The organism is Phycisphaeraceae bacterium (genome assembly GCA_019636795.1).
In the GTDB taxonomy this organism is placed as follows: Bacteria; Planctomycetota; Phycisphaerae; order Phycisphaerales; family UBA1924; genus JAHBWW01.
The window spans coordinates 460,910-475,645 of record JAHBWW010000001.1; the positions used below are offsets into that span (position 1 = coordinate 460,910).

13 protein-coding genes are annotated in these 14,736 nt (G+C 59.6%); 11 read left to right on the top strand and 2 right to left on the bottom strand.

What is annotated here, in order from left to right:
* Window positions 1–47 precede the first annotated feature (47 nt).
* The 8 genes from KF757_01950 (at window position 48) to KF757_01985 (ending at window position 10,331) form a co-directional block, all read left to right on the top strand.
* A complete protein-coding gene (locus KF757_01950; protein ID MBX3321733.1) occupies window positions 48–2,297 on the top strand; it encodes a hypothetical protein in 2,250 nt (749 codons plus the stop codon).
* A 30-nt stretch (window positions 2,298–2,327) separates the two neighbouring features.
* A complete protein-coding gene (locus KF757_01955; protein ID MBX3321734.1) occupies window positions 2,328–3,362 on the top strand; it encodes an NAD-dependent epimerase/dehydratase family protein in 1,035 nt (344 codons plus the stop codon).
* The gene (locus tag KF757_01960) at window positions 3,359–4,798 is read left to right on the top strand and encodes an undecaprenyl/decaprenyl-phosphate alpha-N-acetylglucosaminyl 1-phosphate transferase (protein ID MBX3321735.1); all 1,440 of its coding nucleotides are present in this window, start codon (window positions 3,359–3,361) and stop codon (window positions 4,796–4,798) included. Before KF757_01955 ends, KF757_01960 begins: the two co-directional genes overlap by 4 nt.
* 48 nt (window positions 4,799–4,846) lie before the next feature.
* On the top strand, window positions 4,847–5,764 hold the full coding sequence (locus tag KF757_01965) for a ParA family protein (protein MBX3321736.1): 918 nt from the start codon (window positions 4,847–4,849) through the stop codon (window positions 5,762–5,764).
* Between the two features lie 164 nt (window positions 5,765–5,928).
* Window positions 5,929–7,662 (top strand): sodium:proton antiporter, encoded by a 1,734-nt coding sequence (locus tag KF757_01970; GenBank protein MBX3321737.1) that lies wholly within the window; start codon window positions 5,929–5,931, stop codon window positions 7,660–7,662.
* Complete coding sequence (gene murJ, locus KF757_01975) at window positions 7,659–9,266, top strand: murein biosynthesis integral membrane protein MurJ (GenBank protein MBX3321738.1); 1,608 nt, start codon at window positions 7,659–7,661, stop codon at window positions 9,264–9,266. Before KF757_01970 ends, murJ begins: the two co-directional genes overlap by 4 nt.
* A 54-nt stretch (window positions 9,267–9,320) precedes the next feature.
* Complete coding sequence (locus KF757_01980; protein MBX3321739.1) at window positions 9,321–9,491, top strand: hypothetical protein; 171 nt, start codon at window positions 9,321–9,323, stop codon at window positions 9,489–9,491.
* A 3-nt stretch (window positions 9,492–9,494) separates the two neighbouring features.
* Entirely contained in the window at window positions 9,495–10,331 is an 837-nt protein-coding gene (locus tag KF757_01985) for an SDR family oxidoreductase (protein MBX3321740.1), read from the top strand.
* Here KF757_01985 and KF757_01990 read toward each other — a convergent pair.
* Both KF757_01990 and KF757_01995 read right to left on the bottom strand, forming a co-directional pair.
* Window positions 10,313–11,683, bottom strand: coding sequence for a TlpA family protein disulfide reductase (locus tag KF757_01990; protein ID MBX3321741.1), 1,371 nt, complete (start codon window positions 11,681–11,683; stop codon window positions 10,313–10,315). The genes KF757_01985 and KF757_01990 overlap by 19 nt on opposite strands.
* Before the next feature lie 89 nt (window positions 11,684–11,772).
* Window positions 11,773–12,639 (bottom strand): indole-3-glycerol-phosphate synthase, encoded by an 867-nt coding sequence (locus KF757_01995; GenBank protein ID MBX3321742.1) that lies wholly within the window; start codon window positions 12,637–12,639, stop codon window positions 11,773–11,775.
* On the opposite strand from KF757_01995, the gene KF757_02000 reads away from it, so the two are divergent.
* From KF757_02000 to KF757_02010, 3 genes are all read left to right on the top strand, one after another.
* Window positions 12,620–13,546: a CPBP family intramembrane metalloprotease gene (locus KF757_02000; protein ID MBX3321743.1), complete on the top strand. Its 927-nt coding sequence runs from the start codon at window positions 12,620–12,622 to the stop codon at window positions 13,544–13,546. The two genes, KF757_01995 and KF757_02000, sit on opposite strands and share 20 nt — an antisense overlap.
* Window positions 13,547–13,752: 206 nt before the next feature.
* Window positions 13,753–14,301 carry an ArsR family transcriptional regulator gene (locus tag KF757_02005; protein MBX3321744.1) on the top strand — a complete coding sequence of 183 codons (549 nt, stop codon included), beginning with the start codon at window positions 13,753–13,755 and terminating at the stop codon, window positions 14,299–14,301.
* Window positions 14,302–14,321: 20 nt separating this feature from the next.
* Window positions 14,322–14,735, top strand: a complete 414-nt coding sequence (locus KF757_02010; GenBank protein MBX3321745.1) for a hypothetical protein — start codon at window positions 14,322–14,324, stop codon at window positions 14,733–14,735.
* The last annotated feature ends 1 nt before the right edge of the window (window position 14,736 follow it).

Genomic DNA, 14,736 nt, shown 5'->3' on the forward strand with positions numbered 1-14,736 from the left:
GGACAGGTGCTCTTTCGGGTAGGTTTCGATAAGTCTGGAGTATTCTGATGACCAGTGTGCAGACAAGTACATCCATTTCCCAGGCCGGGAGCCGTCCACCGATGGGGGCGACAGGTCCGGGAAGTAATCTGACGCCGATCGACCCGATCAAGCTGCTGAGGAAGTACATGTGGGTGCTGGTCGCATGCGCTTTTGTCGGGGGTGCGATCGGTGTGGTCGCGCATTTTGTGTTTCTGCGGTTTGCGCCGCAATACACGGCGCAGGTGATCTTCGACGCGCAGCCTGCCGAGCCGAACGTTGCGAATATCACCAACGAGGGTGTTCGCAAGGACGAAATCGACCGATTCATGGCGACGCAGTCAAGCGCGATTGTTGCGCCCGGCATTCTCGAAGCGGTGGCGCAAAGTCCGCGACTGATGCAGGAAGCCTCGGGATGGGCTGCCAAGCATGCCCAGGGAAGTGGGGTCAATCACGTGAGCGCGGCGGAAGAATTGGCCGAGATGGTTCGCGCCAAGCCGATCACGGGTACGTCGTACATCTCGATGACGGTCAAAGCAAGCAGGCCTGCGGATGCTTCGGGCATTGCGCGGCTGGTGCGCGAGACGTATCTCTCGCGGCTTCGGCAGGCGACCGCGGTGACTGTGAGCAACCAGCAGGATCAGATCAACAATCAGATTCGGAATCTTGATTCGGAAATGAACGACCTGAACGATCGTCGCGCGCGTCTGCTCAAGGAGCAATCGATCGATTCGCTCGACGAGAAGGCGACGGCACTCGGGCAGAGGCAGAAGATCGTCATCGCGCAGTTGAGCGATGTGAACCAGTACATCACGATGACCATCAGCCGTTTGAACAACATGGAGCAGATGCGCAATGCCGAGACGGGCATTACGTACACGGACACGCAGCGGGCAGTTGCGGAACAGGACCCGATTGTGGCGAATTTCCGCCAGCAGATTAAGACACTTGAGTCGGATCTTCAGGCGCTGCGTGAGATGGGCATCAAGGACGGGCATCGGGACTACCGCAGGCTTCTCGCCCAGATCGACGCCCGGCGCCAGAAGCTCTCGGACATTACCGAAGAGGTTTTGGCGCGGAACTTTGACGCGGAATATGACTCGGCCAAGCGGGAGTTGCAGAACCTTCAGGCCCAGCAGCTACAACTGAGTACTGAAGCCGATGGCTTCCGCGTGGAGCTTGCGGACCTGAACAAGACACTGACCGAAATCACTGACATTGATCGGCGTATTGCAGGCCTGATCGGGTCGAGGCAGGACGCGTCAAACATGTTGACCGAACTGACGATCAAAGGCAGCCTTTCGAATGCGGCCCGCGTGACGGTGTTCCAGCAGGAGCGCACTCCGAATCAGCCGACGTTCCCTCGCATTGTGATGATGGTGCCGGCCGGGATGTTCCTGCTGACGGGGCTTGTCGGTGGTGTGATCCTGCTGCGCGAGGTGCTCGACCAGCGAATCAAGGGGCCATCGGATATCGCGCTGCTTCCTCGGGCGCGTGTGGTGGGCATGATTGCGGACGCTTCAGAGGATACAACATGCAAGGCCGGTGTGGACACGATCTTCCGTGACGCGCCTACGGGGCTGCTCGCCGAGCAGTTCCGGCAACTTCGTACATCGCTGCTCAAGCAGATGACCAGGCTCAACTGCCGTTCGCTGGTGGTGCTTGGCGGCATGCCGGGTTCCGGGGCATCGTCGATCGTGGCGAATCTCGGACTGGCGTGCGCGAGCAACGAGATGAAGGTGCTGATCATCGATGGGAACTTCCGTCGCCCTGCACAGCATCGGATACTCGGCATCAATGAAGGACCGGGCGTTGCGGATGTTCTGGCAGGAGTCGCTACGCTCGAGGCTGTGGTACAGCATGTCCCGGGTGTGAGCCGCCTTGATGCGCTGAGCGTCGGGTCGAGTGAGCATCGTCAATACGAGAGGCTGGGCGGCAAGCCCATGAGCGAGCTGCTCGAGCGTGCGTCGACCACGTATGACCTCATTCTGATCGACGTTGCGCCGGCGGTGGTTTCGGGCGATGGGTTTGCGGTTGCCAATCGTGCGGACGCTTCGATGCTTGTGGTGCGTGCCAACGGCGAGACTCGCGGTATGGTTTCGAGACTTCGCGGGGAGCTCGACGATTGCCGCGCCAATCATCTGGGTGTTCTGGTCAATGCGGTGCGGGCTTCGACGGGTGGATATATGAAGCAGAATATCCGGACATCACTGGCGTATCACACACCTGGCGCGAAGGTTGGCTCGTCGATCGATCGGGATCCGAAGTCGGGTCAATGAGTCGGGCGGGATTCGCAAAGGGAATCAGCCGTGAACAGATCCGCTGACGAACAACGCACGCTCTCCAATCGGCGTGTGCTTGTCAGCGGCGGCGCCGGGTTCATCGGCTCGCATCTGGTCGATGCGCTGCTCGAACGCGGGGATGATGTGACGGTGGTTGACGATCTTTCGACAGGTCGTCGCAGCAACCTGCCCGATGCATTCCCGCGGCTGCGGTTCATCGAGGCATCACTGCGCCAGGCGCTGGCTGACTTCGGACGCGGTGAGCAGTTTGACGAGATCTATCACCTTGCGGCAGCGGTGGGGGTCCAGCTTGTACTTGATGATCCGATCGGGTGCATCGAGACCAATGTCGAGCAGACTGCGGCGATGCTGCGTTTTGCGGCTCAGGCGGGCGGGCGCGCAGGCAAGACCCGCATCCTGCTGACGTCGAGCAGCGAGGTGTATGGCAAGCCGACGAGCGAGGTGTTTCGGGAAGAGGATGACGTGGTGTACGGCCCGACAAGCGTTTTGCGGTGGTCGTATGCGCAGACCAAGGCGATTGATGAGTATCTGGCGTTGGCGCATCATGCGCGAGGTGGGTTGCCCACGGTGGTGGTCAGGCTGTTCAATACGGTTGGGCCGCGGCAACTGGGGTCGTATGGGATGGTGCTGCCTCGGTTTGTGCGTGCGGCGATGCTGGGCGAGGCGCTGGAGGTTTATGGCGACGGGACTCAGTCTCGCTGCTTCTGCGACGTGCGCGATGTGGTGTGGGCTTTGACGCGGATGATTGCGTCGCCGGCATGCTGCGGGCGGGTGCTGAATCTTGGCAACGATGAGCCGATTTCGATCGGGGATCTGGCGTTGCTGGTTGTGGAGACATTGGGATCAAAGTCCGAGATTCGCTCGTTGCCGTATGAAGCGGCATATTCGGGGGGTTTCGAGGATTTGCAACGAAGGCGTCCAAGTCTGGTTCGGATTCGAGACGCGATCGGGTTTGAACCGAAGTGGAGTCTACGACAGACTATTATTGACGTGGCTGCGCATCTTGAGAGTACGGCCGAGGTAGAAGGGCGAGCGCAATGATTTCGGGTGGCGGGCTGAAAGTGCCCCAGGGCATCGCGGATCGGATCTCCACTTTTGGGGACGATATCGCCGCGCTTGCCAGCCGTCATCAGGAGTTGGAGCAACTGGTTGGGATTGCGAGCGAGAAGGCGGGACGATTCGAGATCTTGCAGGGCTATCTTGGGGTTGCGGTGGTCGCGTTTGTGATCACGCTGCTGACCACGCCTCTGGCGAGGCACATGGCGATCACGCTAGGCATCATCGATCATCCGTCGTCGCGCAAGGTCCATCGGATACCTATCGCATACCTGGGCGGAGTGGCGGTGTTTCTCGGCATCATGGGGGGCATTCTGTACAGTTACCTCGCGGTGCCGATCGAGGGGCTGATCACCTGGCACAAGCCGACGCAGTGGCTCTCGCCCGACACGGAGACGCCGCAATTGGTTCGGCCTTCGATTGTGCTCGGGCTGACTGTGATCATGATTGTGGGACTGATCGACGATGTGGTCGGGATCATGCCTCGGGTCAAACTTGGTGGGCAGTTGTTTGCTGCGGCTGCGTTGGCGTATGACGACATCGGCGTGAAAGTCGCGCAGGGCATCCTGAGCCCGACCATTGGCGAACTGGTCGGCAACCGCAACCTCTCATGGATGTTTGAGATTCCTGGGCTTGGGATGCCGATCGAGCTGGACCTGATGTACTGGACGGGCACAGCGGTGATTGCGATTTTTGTGCTCGGGGGGTGCAACGCCTCGAATCTCGTGGACGGGCTCGACGGTTTGCTGACTGGCGTCACGGCGATTGCCGCGATGGGGTTGCTGTTCATCTGCCTGAGTCTGGCGATGGTCGATGACGGCCCGCGTGATGCGCAGCGGATCATTCTGTGTCTGGCGCTGGTCGGGGCTTGTCTTGGGTTCCTGCCTCACAACTTCAATCCGGCAAGTATTTTTCTCGGGGATTGCGGGTCGTTGCTGCTTGGGTTCTGCACCATCGTCATCATCCTGATGCTCGGCGACACCAGCACCGACGCAGGGCGAACGTATCTCGTCATTGCGGGTTTGATCATCTACGGCATTCCGATCATCGACACGGTGCTGGCTATTGTGCGGCGGAAACTGGCGAACAAGAAGATGTCCGAGCCTGACAGCGACCACCTGCACCACATGCTCAAGCGCGCGCTCGGGGTGAAGGGTGCGGTTCTGACGTTGTACGGAATCGGGGTGGGATTTGCTTTGCTGGGTGTGGCGCTGAGTCTGGGTCGCGCGCGAGTGGTTTACGCGCTGGCGCTGGTGTTCGCGTCCTATATCGGGGTGTATGCAATCAAGATCGCCCGGAGGCGACATCTGGAAGAGCAAGCACTGGCTCGAACCGCGCGATTGGCGCCGGCTTCCGAAGGGGGACAGGCGGGTGCCAAGGGGCCAGCGTCGGCGGGCGCTCCGGCAAGCACGAATCCGTGATAAGAGTGCATTGCGAGGCGTGTTTGGCGATGGCCGTATACTCCCGGCATGAGCGATGAGAAGATCATGCGCCGAATCGCCTTGATGAACCAAAAGGGCGGAGTCGGGAAAACCACAACCGCTGTGAATCTGGCTGCGGCCATTGCGCAGAAGGGCAGGCCGACCTTGCTGGTCGATCTTGACCCTCAGGCGCATGCGACGCTGCATCTTGGTGTTGATCCGGACGACGTCGATGTGTCGATCTATGACCTGCTGCTCGATGAGGATCGTGATCCTCATGAGGCTGTGATCGAGGCGCGCCCGAATCTGGGGTTGCTGGCGAGCGAGACGGATCTTGCGGCTGCCGAATCGGAGTTGAATCAGGCGGACCGACGTCACGAGAGGTTGGATCGGGCGTTGGCAAGGCTCGAAGGTCGTTATGAGTTTGTCATTATCGACTGCCCGCCTTCGCTGGGGCTGCTGACGATGAACGGGCTGGTCGGCGCGCGCGAGGTGATCATTCCGATGCAGGCGCACTTTCTGGCACTTCAAGGGCTGGGCAAGCTGCTTGAAACGGTGTCGATGGTCCGCCAGCAACTTAATCCCAAACTGCGCGTGACGGGCGTGGTGTTGTGCATGCACGATGCGCAGGCGACGCACACGCGCGAGGTGGTTTCGGACATGGACACTTTTTTTGCCAGTGCGCGCGATGATGCGGCTTCGCCGTGGCGCTATGCGCGCGTGTTCAAGCCTGCGATCCGGCGCAACATCAAGCTTGCGGAAGGGCCGAGTTTCGGGCAGACGATTTTTGACTATGCCCCGGCTGCTGCGGGCGCGGCCGACTATGCCGAGCTCGCCGATACGCTGCTTCGGGAATGGGATCGTCTGCTCGACAAGCGCCGTGAATTGAGTCAGGTGTCCACGCCTGGCAAGCCTGAGGTTCACGTTGTACTCAGCAACGCACCGAGCGAGGAACTCAACCGGTGAGCGACCACGGGCGGTCTCAACCCCGCGTGAAACAGCGTGCCTTGTGCCGCATTGTTTTTTTGGTTTTCGCTCTTGCCCTTGTGACAGGAACCCACTGGCCCGCACTGCGAATCGGCGGCTCCATTGCTCGCCCTGACCTTCTGATTCATGTTGCGGCGTTTGGCATGTGGACAGCACTTCTGATGCTGTGTGGTTTTTTTGGCTCGCCTTTCTCAACTCGCAATGTGCTGATCTCTGCGGGTGTCGCGGTGGTGTATGCCGCGATTGATGAACTCACACAAGGCTTGCCGATTCTGCAGCGAACGGTCTCGATGCAGGACTTTCTGGCCAATGTCATCGGGATCGGGTGCGCCACGATCCTGGCGGGGCTGGCAAGCCTTTCGATCCGGAGATCTGGCGACCTTCATGGCCCGATGGCGTGGATGCTCTCGCTCACGATCGGTCTGCTCTTTGGGGGTTTGCTGACGATCGTGATTCCGCCGGAGTATGTGGACGTTTTGCCTGATTCGGTGGTCGAAAGCGTCGGTACGGACGAGGCCTTGATCGGCGTTCCACACGCGAGTGTGCACACTTCAGATCAGCCGACGGTCGTGCCGGTGATCCCGCTGGTGTTGTGTGCACCATTTGCTGCGCTGCTGCTGAGCATCGCGGTGATGCCTTTCATCAATGGCAAAATCTGGCACAAGCACTTTCCTGATTTTGCCTTCTTTTTCAGCGGAATCATCATTGGATATTACCTGATCCAGTTTGGGACGCCGTATCTGCACGGGATGTCGTATGGCACTTACCACATGCTGCACACGGGGATTGAGTACCTGAGTTTCATTGCGCTCGTTGGGGGGTTGTACATCGTGTCTGGTGGGATTCAGATCGATGTTCGAGGTCGCGGGAGGCCCCTGACGAACACGCTGCTGCTGGCGTTCGGAGCACTGATCGCCAACGTGGTCGGGACCACAGGCGCGTCGATGCTGCTGATCCGGCCTTTCATGCGCCTCAACGCCGGTCGCCTGCGCGCGGTGCATGTGATCTTCTTCATTTTCATCGTGAGCAACTGCGGCGGGGCATTGACGCCCATTGGTGACCCGCCACTTTACATCGGATTCCTGAAAGGAATTCCGTTCCTGTGGACCCTGGAGAATCTCTGGCCGATGTGGGCGGTGTGCATCGGTTCGCTCCTGCTGACGTTTTTTCTTGTGGACTCACAGGTGGCGCGGCACGAGCCCGATTCGGCACCGTCGTCCACCACCTTTGGCGTAACGATTCGCGGCATGATGGGGCTCATCGGGCTTGCGGCGATCATTGGCGCAGTGTTTCTCGATCCGATGTTGAGGTCTGTATGGCCTTCACTTGAGGGCATCCCGATTGGGCCATTCGTGCAGATTGCGATTGCTGTCATCACCTACAGGCTCTCGGCACAGTCGATTCGCGACGCCAATGCCTTTACGTTCTTTCCGATCAAGGAAGTAGGGTTGCTCTTCATCGGCATCTTCGCGACGATGACGCCTGCACTTGGATATCTCGCGACGCACGCCGACCAGATATCGCTCTCGACGCCCGGGGCGTTTTACTTCGCAACAGGCTCGCTGAGCAGCATGCTCGATAACGCGCCGACGTATGCCAACTTCCTGCAGTTGGCGTACGGTGCGGAGGGGATGAGTCGCGAAGGACTGCGGGCGTTTGTGCTGAGTGTTGATGGTGCTCGTCTGACGATGGCGGTGTCCCTTGGGGCTGTGTTCTTCGGTGCATTGACGTACATTGGCAACGGGCCGAACTTCATGGTCAAGGCGATTGCCGAACAGTCGGGTGTGCTGATGCCATCGTTCTTTGGGTATGTGATTCGCTCGGTGTTGTTTCTGACTCCGTCACTTCTGCTGGTGTGGCTGATCTTCCTGCGATGACCCCCGACCGAGACAACTCGGAGCGTGTGCTGGGCGGAGCGGTTCGCACGGTGTCTGCGCTGACATTGCTCAGTCGAGTGCTGGGCCTGGCGCGCGATCTTGTGACTGTTCGCATCTTTGGTGATGGACATGTTGGTTCGGCGTTTGCAGCGGCATTTGCGATTCCGAACATGTTTCGGCGGCTCTTCGGCGAGGGCGCGCTGGCAGCGGCGTTCATTCCTGAATACTCGAAACTGATGCGCGATGACCCCGCCCGCGCGAGCGCGTTTGCATCATTGACAATCGGGCTGGTGGCGGTCACGACGAGCCTGATTCTGGTACTGGCCGAAGTCGTGCTGGCGGTCGTGCTGTTTGCACTCCCCGAGAATCCTGAGCGGACGTATTCGATTCAGTTGGTCATGTTTCTTCTGCCGTACATGCCTCTGGTGTGTGTGGCGGCGATGCTCGCGGGCATGCTGCAGGTCCATGGGCGCTTCGGCCCGGGTGCGGCCATGCCGATCATTCTCAACGTGTTCATCATCATCGTCGCGATGCCGTACTTTTTCGTACAGGGGGCATCGGCTGCAACGTGGTCGTGGTTCATCGGCGGTGCGGTGCTGCTCTCGGGTGTGTTGCAGATCGTGTGGTCGTTGAATGCTCTGCGCGGGTGTGTGCACTGGTCCCGTGGCTTTGATGCAGCCCGCGAGCCGGCGCGGGCCATGTTGCTCCGCCTCGGGCCCGTACTCATCGGGCTTGGCACGCTACAGGTCAACGCTCTGCTCGATACGTTTATCGCGATGTGGCCAAACTGGGTTGGTCCCACCATTGCCGGGCAACCGTATCCGCTCGATCAGGCATCGAACAGCATTCTGTTCTTCACGCAGAGGCTCTATCAGTTTCCTTTGGGCGTTTTCGGCATTGCGGTTGCGACGGCTATTTTTCCAGCCCTGAGTCGCACTGCCGACGACAACGAGCGATTTATCGTGATGTTGCGCAATGGGATTCGCCTGTCGCTGTTCATCGCGATTCCTGCGACGATTGGCCTGATTCTCGTGCGCACGCCTCTGATTGCGACGCTCTATTCGGGTGGCGGGGGGTTCAGCCATGAGGGCGTGGAGCGATCGAGTGCCGTCCTGATCGGGTATGGCGCAGCGATCTGGGCGTACTCACTCAATCAACTGTGGACGCGCGCGTTCTATGCCAAGGGCGACACGATGACGCCGATGCGCGTCGCGATTGCTATGGTGGGGCTCAATCTGGTGCTCAACGTGGCACTGGTATTTCTGACGCCACTTCGCGAAGCGGGGCTTGCCTGGTCTACAGCCGCAAGCGCGATGGTGCAAAGCCTGCTGCTTCCGATGTACTTTGCGCGCAAGACAGGGCTGCGAATCATGGACCGTGCGACACGTCTCGCGGTCGCTCGCTCGCTCGCGCTGGCGGTCGCGATGGGCATTGCGGTGTGGCTTGTGTCAAACCTGCTCGGACCCGGCGAGGGCTGGAACGCGCAGGGATTGCGCCTCCTGATCCTGACATTCGTTGGGGTGGCGATCATTGGCCTTGGCGCATATGCGGGCCGTTTCGCTGAACTGCGGTGGCTCTTTGGGCGCAATGGCAGCCGGAAGTAAATGGAACTCTCGCGCCCGGCCGATGAACGCTGAGTGTCTAGTGCGGAGCAAACTATGACCTTCAAGCATCTGCGTGCAGCATCGATTGTCGGGATTTTGGTAGTGTGCGCGTGCCTCGGAGGGTGCGGCACGATCTCGGGGTTTGCTTCTGACCTGAATGATGCCTCGATGGGAGTTCGGTCGGCCTTCGTAGGTGACGACCCGGATTCGCCTGCCAACGATTGACCCGTGAAGATCAACCTCGTCGGAAAGCCAATCGTCATCACGGGTGCGAGCAGCGGTATCGGACTGGCAACGGCGCTGGTGTGCGCTCGCGCGGGCATGCCTGTCGCGCTGATGGCTCGCCGTGCCGATCGACTCGAAATGCTCAAGGGTCGAATCGAGAGCGAGGGTGGCAAGGCCATCGTCTGCGTCGGCTCGGTCGAGTCGCCCGATGATTGCACGCGATGCGTGAACCAGACGGTGAGTGCATTTGGGTCAGTTCATGCTGTATTTGCAAATGCCGGGTATGGCCTCGAGAAGGACGCACTCGACATGACCGACGCGGAAATTCGCGAGATGTTCGAGGTCAACTTCTTCGGATCATTGAACATCATCCGACCGGCGTGTGAGGTGTTCCGCAGCGTTGGTGCTGGACATGTGCTTTTTTGCTCAAGTTGTCTCTCAAAGATCAGTGTGCCAAGGTATGGGTGCTACGCCTCGACCAAGGCGTGTCAGGATTTCTTCGGCCGAGCGATGCGCCACGAACTGGCTCGCGAAGGCGTGCATGTTTCGACCGTCCATCCGATCCGCACGACGACCGAGCTGTTCGACATGCTGGCTGCACGCAGTGGGGGAGGGCGTCTGTTGATGGAACGCCCCTCGCGCGAGGGGTTGTTTGTGCAAAGCCCCGAGCGGGTTGCCCGTGCGATTGTGCGATGCCTGCGCAAGCCTCGCGGCGAGGTCTGGACGAGTCACACGGTGCGCCTCGCGCTCGCACTCTCGGTCGCGGCTCCGGGACTGACTGATTTCGTGCTCGGGCGCGCGATGCAGCGGCACATCAAGCGTCAGGGAACTTCATCCTGATCGGGCGTAGCAGCAGCGGGGATGGCTTTGGCCAAGTGTGCACGAACACGCGACATTACGTCCGATGTCGTCACTCCGCGACGGACCTGCTCGGTGCCGATCACGCCACCCTCACTGTTGAGCACCACAATGGTCGGAAAGACTTCGACGTTGAAAGCCCTGGCAGCAGCACCTCCATCAGAGACGAGCTCGAATGCATAGCCGCGCAGCGACGCAACAGAGGTCGCGGCTGAAGGATCACGTTCGCGTGCTGCAAGCCCGATGACACGCACTCCCTTGTCGGCAAACTGCCCCGCAAGGTCGCTGATCAACGGGTTGTACTCGCGACATTCCATGCACCATGTGCCCCAGAAGTAGAGAACCGAGGGTGAGCCACGAAGTGATTCGAGCGTGAGATCCTGGCCTTGTATGTTTTTGACGGCAAAGGCTGGGGCTGGTGGATAGACCACGACGGGCCTGGCATTGATCGCTCGCGGGGCCGACTCTGCGTTGGCCGGGCGAACGCTCGCCGTGTTGGTTCTCACGGTTGAGGTCGGCCCGGTCGAGCCGGCTGCGAGTTCGTAGCCTTCGGGAAGTTTGAGTTCGAAGTCCTCGGGCTTGAGTTCCACCTTCGCCTCGACGTTCGAGAATTCAAGAACGATCGTCATGGACATTGCGCCCGAGCCGGAGATCCGGTCGATGCGCCGAATGATCTGGTCATCGACTCCGATGTAGAACTTGGCACGCTGATTGAGGCGGGCATTGCGCCCGGGAGCAGGCTGAGTCGCCTGATAGGTGACATCGACGACATGGCACTTGACGCCTTCGACATCGACGGTTTCGGCTGCGAGTGAGACTTCGGAGGCAGCCAGTTCGTCCTTGAGCGGTTCAGATTGGAGCAGCTCTGTCGGCACATGAAGGCGCGAGGCCATATAAGCCGAACTGCGCGTCGCAACCGCGCGCGCCGCAGGCATCTCGAATACCTTGCGCATCTTGTGGTCGACCCAGCGATCGTGCGCTGTCGTCCGGATCATGTCGAAGTCGATGGGATCAGGCTCTTGCGCGCTGCCCGATGTTCCGCGCCCAGAAAGCCGCAGCAACCATTCAATGCCCTCAGGCTCGGCCGCTTCATCACTGTCTTCGGATGGCTCCTTGGCAACTTGCATCAGCAGCATCTTGGAGGTGCCCGATGGAAGCGTGGCGCGGAACATTTCAGCACCTTCGCCGCGAACAACCAGACCAGCCTGCATGGCTTTGGTCTCGCGCAGCGTTGCTGCTGCCTCCTGAAGCAGATCACTCGCAGTCTGACCCAAACAGGCCGAAGCTGGCAGCAATGCCACCGTGCACATGACGAAGAATTGGCGAACTCGCATGAATCTCACCTCCCGCAAATAGGAACTTCAACCACATATCCTATCAGTGATGAACGCTTGCGCAACACTGTTTGTGCGCAACCGCCTCGTCACGACTTCTGACCCGGCTTCTGGAGCAGAATTTTGAGTGCCTCCCCCGGATCGGGCTGCCGCATCAGGTGCTCGCCGACGAGCGCGATTCGGACTTTGTGAGCACGCAGGCGTTCCAGGTGTTCGGGCAAAGTGATGCCTGATTCGCTCACCACGACCCCTGCATCATCGACCAGATCCATCAGCCGCAGCGTGTGCGCGACATCGGTTTCCATCGTTGCCAGATTTCGGTTGTTGATGCCCAGCAGGCAGTAGGTCGGATGCGGGAACCCGATGTGAGGCCTGACACGGAGAAGATTTTCCATGTCATGCACCTCGATCAGAGCCGTCATCTGCAACTGCTGCGACAGAATCATCATGTCGACCAGCTGCGATTCAGTCAGACACTCGGCGATCAGCAGTACCGCGTCGGCCCCGGCCGCACGACTCTCCCACAACTGCCACGGATCAATCAGGAAGTCCTTGCGCAGCACCGGCAACGGCACTGCTTCCTTGATGCGCTCGATGAACGAAAGATGCCCGCCAAAAAATCGTTCGTCGGTCAAGCACGAAATCGCAGCTGCTCCGCACTCGTAATACCGTTGAGCGATAGTCTCAGGCTTGAAATGATCGCTGTCATACTCTGCGCGAATCAGACCCGCAGACGGACTCTTGCGTTTGATCTCAGCAATGACAGAAGTAGGCATCGCAGCCGAATGGCGTGTCACGGCGCTGAAGAAGTTGCGGGGGGGGTCGGCCTGAATGGCCATCGCTTCGAGTTCCTGCATCGAAGTTCTGGCTTTGGCTTCGTATACCTCGGCCCGCTTATGCTCAACAATGTCTCGCAGCACCGGAGGCGTATTCGAGTTGTCGCTATTTCTTGCCATACCGACCATTGTTGCTGATGCCATCGCGTCAATCCCGGCCGACGCCGAGATCCTCGTATCCGACTCTGCGGGTCTCAACCCCGTCATTCTCTATCGACTCCCAGCCGCTGCCCTGTTGACTGCCATCGTTCTCGTGGTGTTCGCGCGACATCACAGCCGCCGCAACACCCAATCTCCACCGGCAGCTATCGGACCGTCGATCTCACCCCTGCTTCTCTTCGCAACCGGGTTTGGGCTTTTCTTCCTTACTCATCTGCTCGGGGGCTTGACCGTGGGGCTTGTGCCTGCGCCACACGATGGGGAACATCTCGTCCGGTCTGCATCGGCTGCGGCCTGTGTGTACGGCTGGGCGATCGTGCTGTCCGCTCTGGCCTGGTTATGGGCACGACGCTTTCTCTATGAGCCACAGAAATCTGTTCGGTTTCTCAACCTGCTTCGGGGTGTGCTGTGGCTTGCGCCTCTGATTCCGGTTCTTGTTCTAGTCTCGGACTCAGCAGTGGTTGTGCACACTCTGCTGACAGGCCGACCTCCGAACCCGATCGCACACGCAACGCTCGAACAGATCGTGCACGAACCTTGGCGTCCGGCCGCTCAAATTCTGATGGCCGGAGCGATACTGGGCGCGCCAGTATTCGAGGAAACCGTTTATCGAGGTTTCCTGCAATCGGCGTGGGGGCGAGTACTCAAAAATCGGTGGCTGGCCATCACTCTCACCGCGGTATTGTTTGCCCTCTCCCACAGAATCGGCATCGAACCGGTGCCTTGGCATGCAATTCCCTCAATTCTGGTTTTGGGGATGGCCTGTGGATACGTTTTCGAGCGTCACGGTCTGCTGGCCGCGATAGGCCTCCACGCGGCATTCAACGCTGCTAACCTCACACTGGCACTGGTCTTGGTCGATTCATGATGGCTTTGTCGAACCAAAGTTGCTAGAATAAGATATCAATGTCTTCTATTGCCCCCGGAAAGGCGGCGGTGCTGCACTTGCAGCCCGCCGCTTCTATTTTTGAGCCACAGGCGATGGTTCGAGGGCTTTGCGGTTCGTGATGGAGTTTCAATATATTCTGAAAGAGATGTAGATCCGCGGGTGGTGCTGGTGGATAATGAAGCACTATGTCACGTCCTTCACCAGCGCGTCCTGCTGAGACCCAGTTCATCGAAGCCTGGGGCCGCATGGGGAGCGTCTGGGGCATCAGTCGCACGATGGCGGAGGTGCATGCACTTCTGTACATCATGGCTGAGCCGTTGTGTGCCGACGATGTCATGGATCGGCTTCAGATTTCGCGCGGGAATGCGTCGATGTCGCTGCGGGCGCTGGTCGATTGGGGCATTGTGAGCAAGGTGCACAAGCGTGGTGACCGCAAGGAATATTTTCTGGCCGAGCAGGATGTGTGGTCGATCTTCCGCTCCATCGTGCGCGAACGACGCAAGCGCGAGGTCGATCCTTTGCTGGTTTCGCTGCACGAAATCCGCGATGAACTGGGTGCGACGGGGTTGGACGAAGGCGCCAGCGGCATGTCCGATCGGCTTGACGCCATGATCGAGTTTCTGGAAATCGTGGCCAAACTCAGCGAGCGGTTCGCAGGCCCAACGGGTTCGGGGCTTCAACTGGCTGCAACGCTTTTGACCAAGGCTTCAAGAACAGGCAAGAAGTCAGGATGATCAATTAGGGATCGGGCACGATGAGCAGTCTCGGTAGGACAGTGCGAATTTCGGACAGCGGGGTTCCTCGCCCGGCGGCGGTGCTGGCCCCTCGAAGCATCGAGATGCGATGGAAGGCCCAGTCGTGCGTGCTCGCCGGGAACAAACTGGCGCGATGCGAGATCGCTCTCGTGGTTGATCTGTGGCAGATGCGATCGACGCTGACCGTGACTCACATCGAAGGCCTGGAGCAGACGTTTGCAGACGAAGCGATCGGCTCACTCGGTGCAGTTGTGGTGCGTTCGAATGACCTCACATGTATTTCAGTCGGAGACGCTCATATCGCGGTCAATGATGCGGGCCGATGCCTGTACGCGCGGTCGGGCGCCTTCGATCGGCTCGGTATCGAAGGCGGCCGAAGCGAGTTGACCGACGCCCGTGTTCTATGGGCGTAAT

Excerpts from the sequence above, each read along its gene's own strand:
- KF757_01970 (MBX3321737.1), top strand. The coding sequence starts at position 5,929 with ATGTGGACAGCACTTCTGATGCTGTGTGGTTTTTTTGGCTCGCCTTTC.
- KF757_01995 (MBX3321742.1), bottom strand. The coding sequence starts at position 12,639 with ATGGCAAGAAATAGCGACAACTCGAATACGCCTCCGGTGCTGCGAGAC.
- KF757_01965 (MBX3321736.1), top strand. The coding sequence starts at position 4,847 with ATGAGCGATGAGAAGATCATGCGCCGAATCGCCTTGATGAACCAAAAG.
- murJ (MBX3321738.1), top strand. The coding sequence starts at position 7,659 with ATGACCCCCGACCGAGACAACTCGGAGCGTGTGCTGGGCGGAGCGGTT.
- KF757_01980 (MBX3321739.1), top strand. The coding sequence starts at position 9,321 with ATGACCTTCAAGCATCTGCGTGCAGCATCGATTGTCGGGATTTTGGTA.
- KF757_01990 (MBX3321741.1), bottom strand. The coding sequence starts at position 11,683 with ATGCGAGTTCGCCAATTCTTCGTCATGTGCACGGTGGCATTGCTGCCA.
- KF757_02005 (MBX3321744.1), top strand. The coding sequence starts at position 13,753 with ATGTCACGTCCTTCACCAGCGCGTCCTGCTGAGACCCAGTTCATCGAA.
- KF757_01960 (MBX3321735.1), top strand. The coding sequence starts at position 3,359 with ATGATTTCGGGTGGCGGGCTGAAAGTGCCCCAGGGCATCGCGGATCGG.
- KF757_01950 (MBX3321733.1), top strand. The coding sequence starts at position 48 with ATGACCAGTGTGCAGACAAGTACATCCATTTCCCAGGCCGGGAGCCGT.
- KF757_02010 (MBX3321745.1), top strand. The coding sequence starts at position 14,322 with ATGAGCAGTCTCGGTAGGACAGTGCGAATTTCGGACAGCGGGGTTCCT.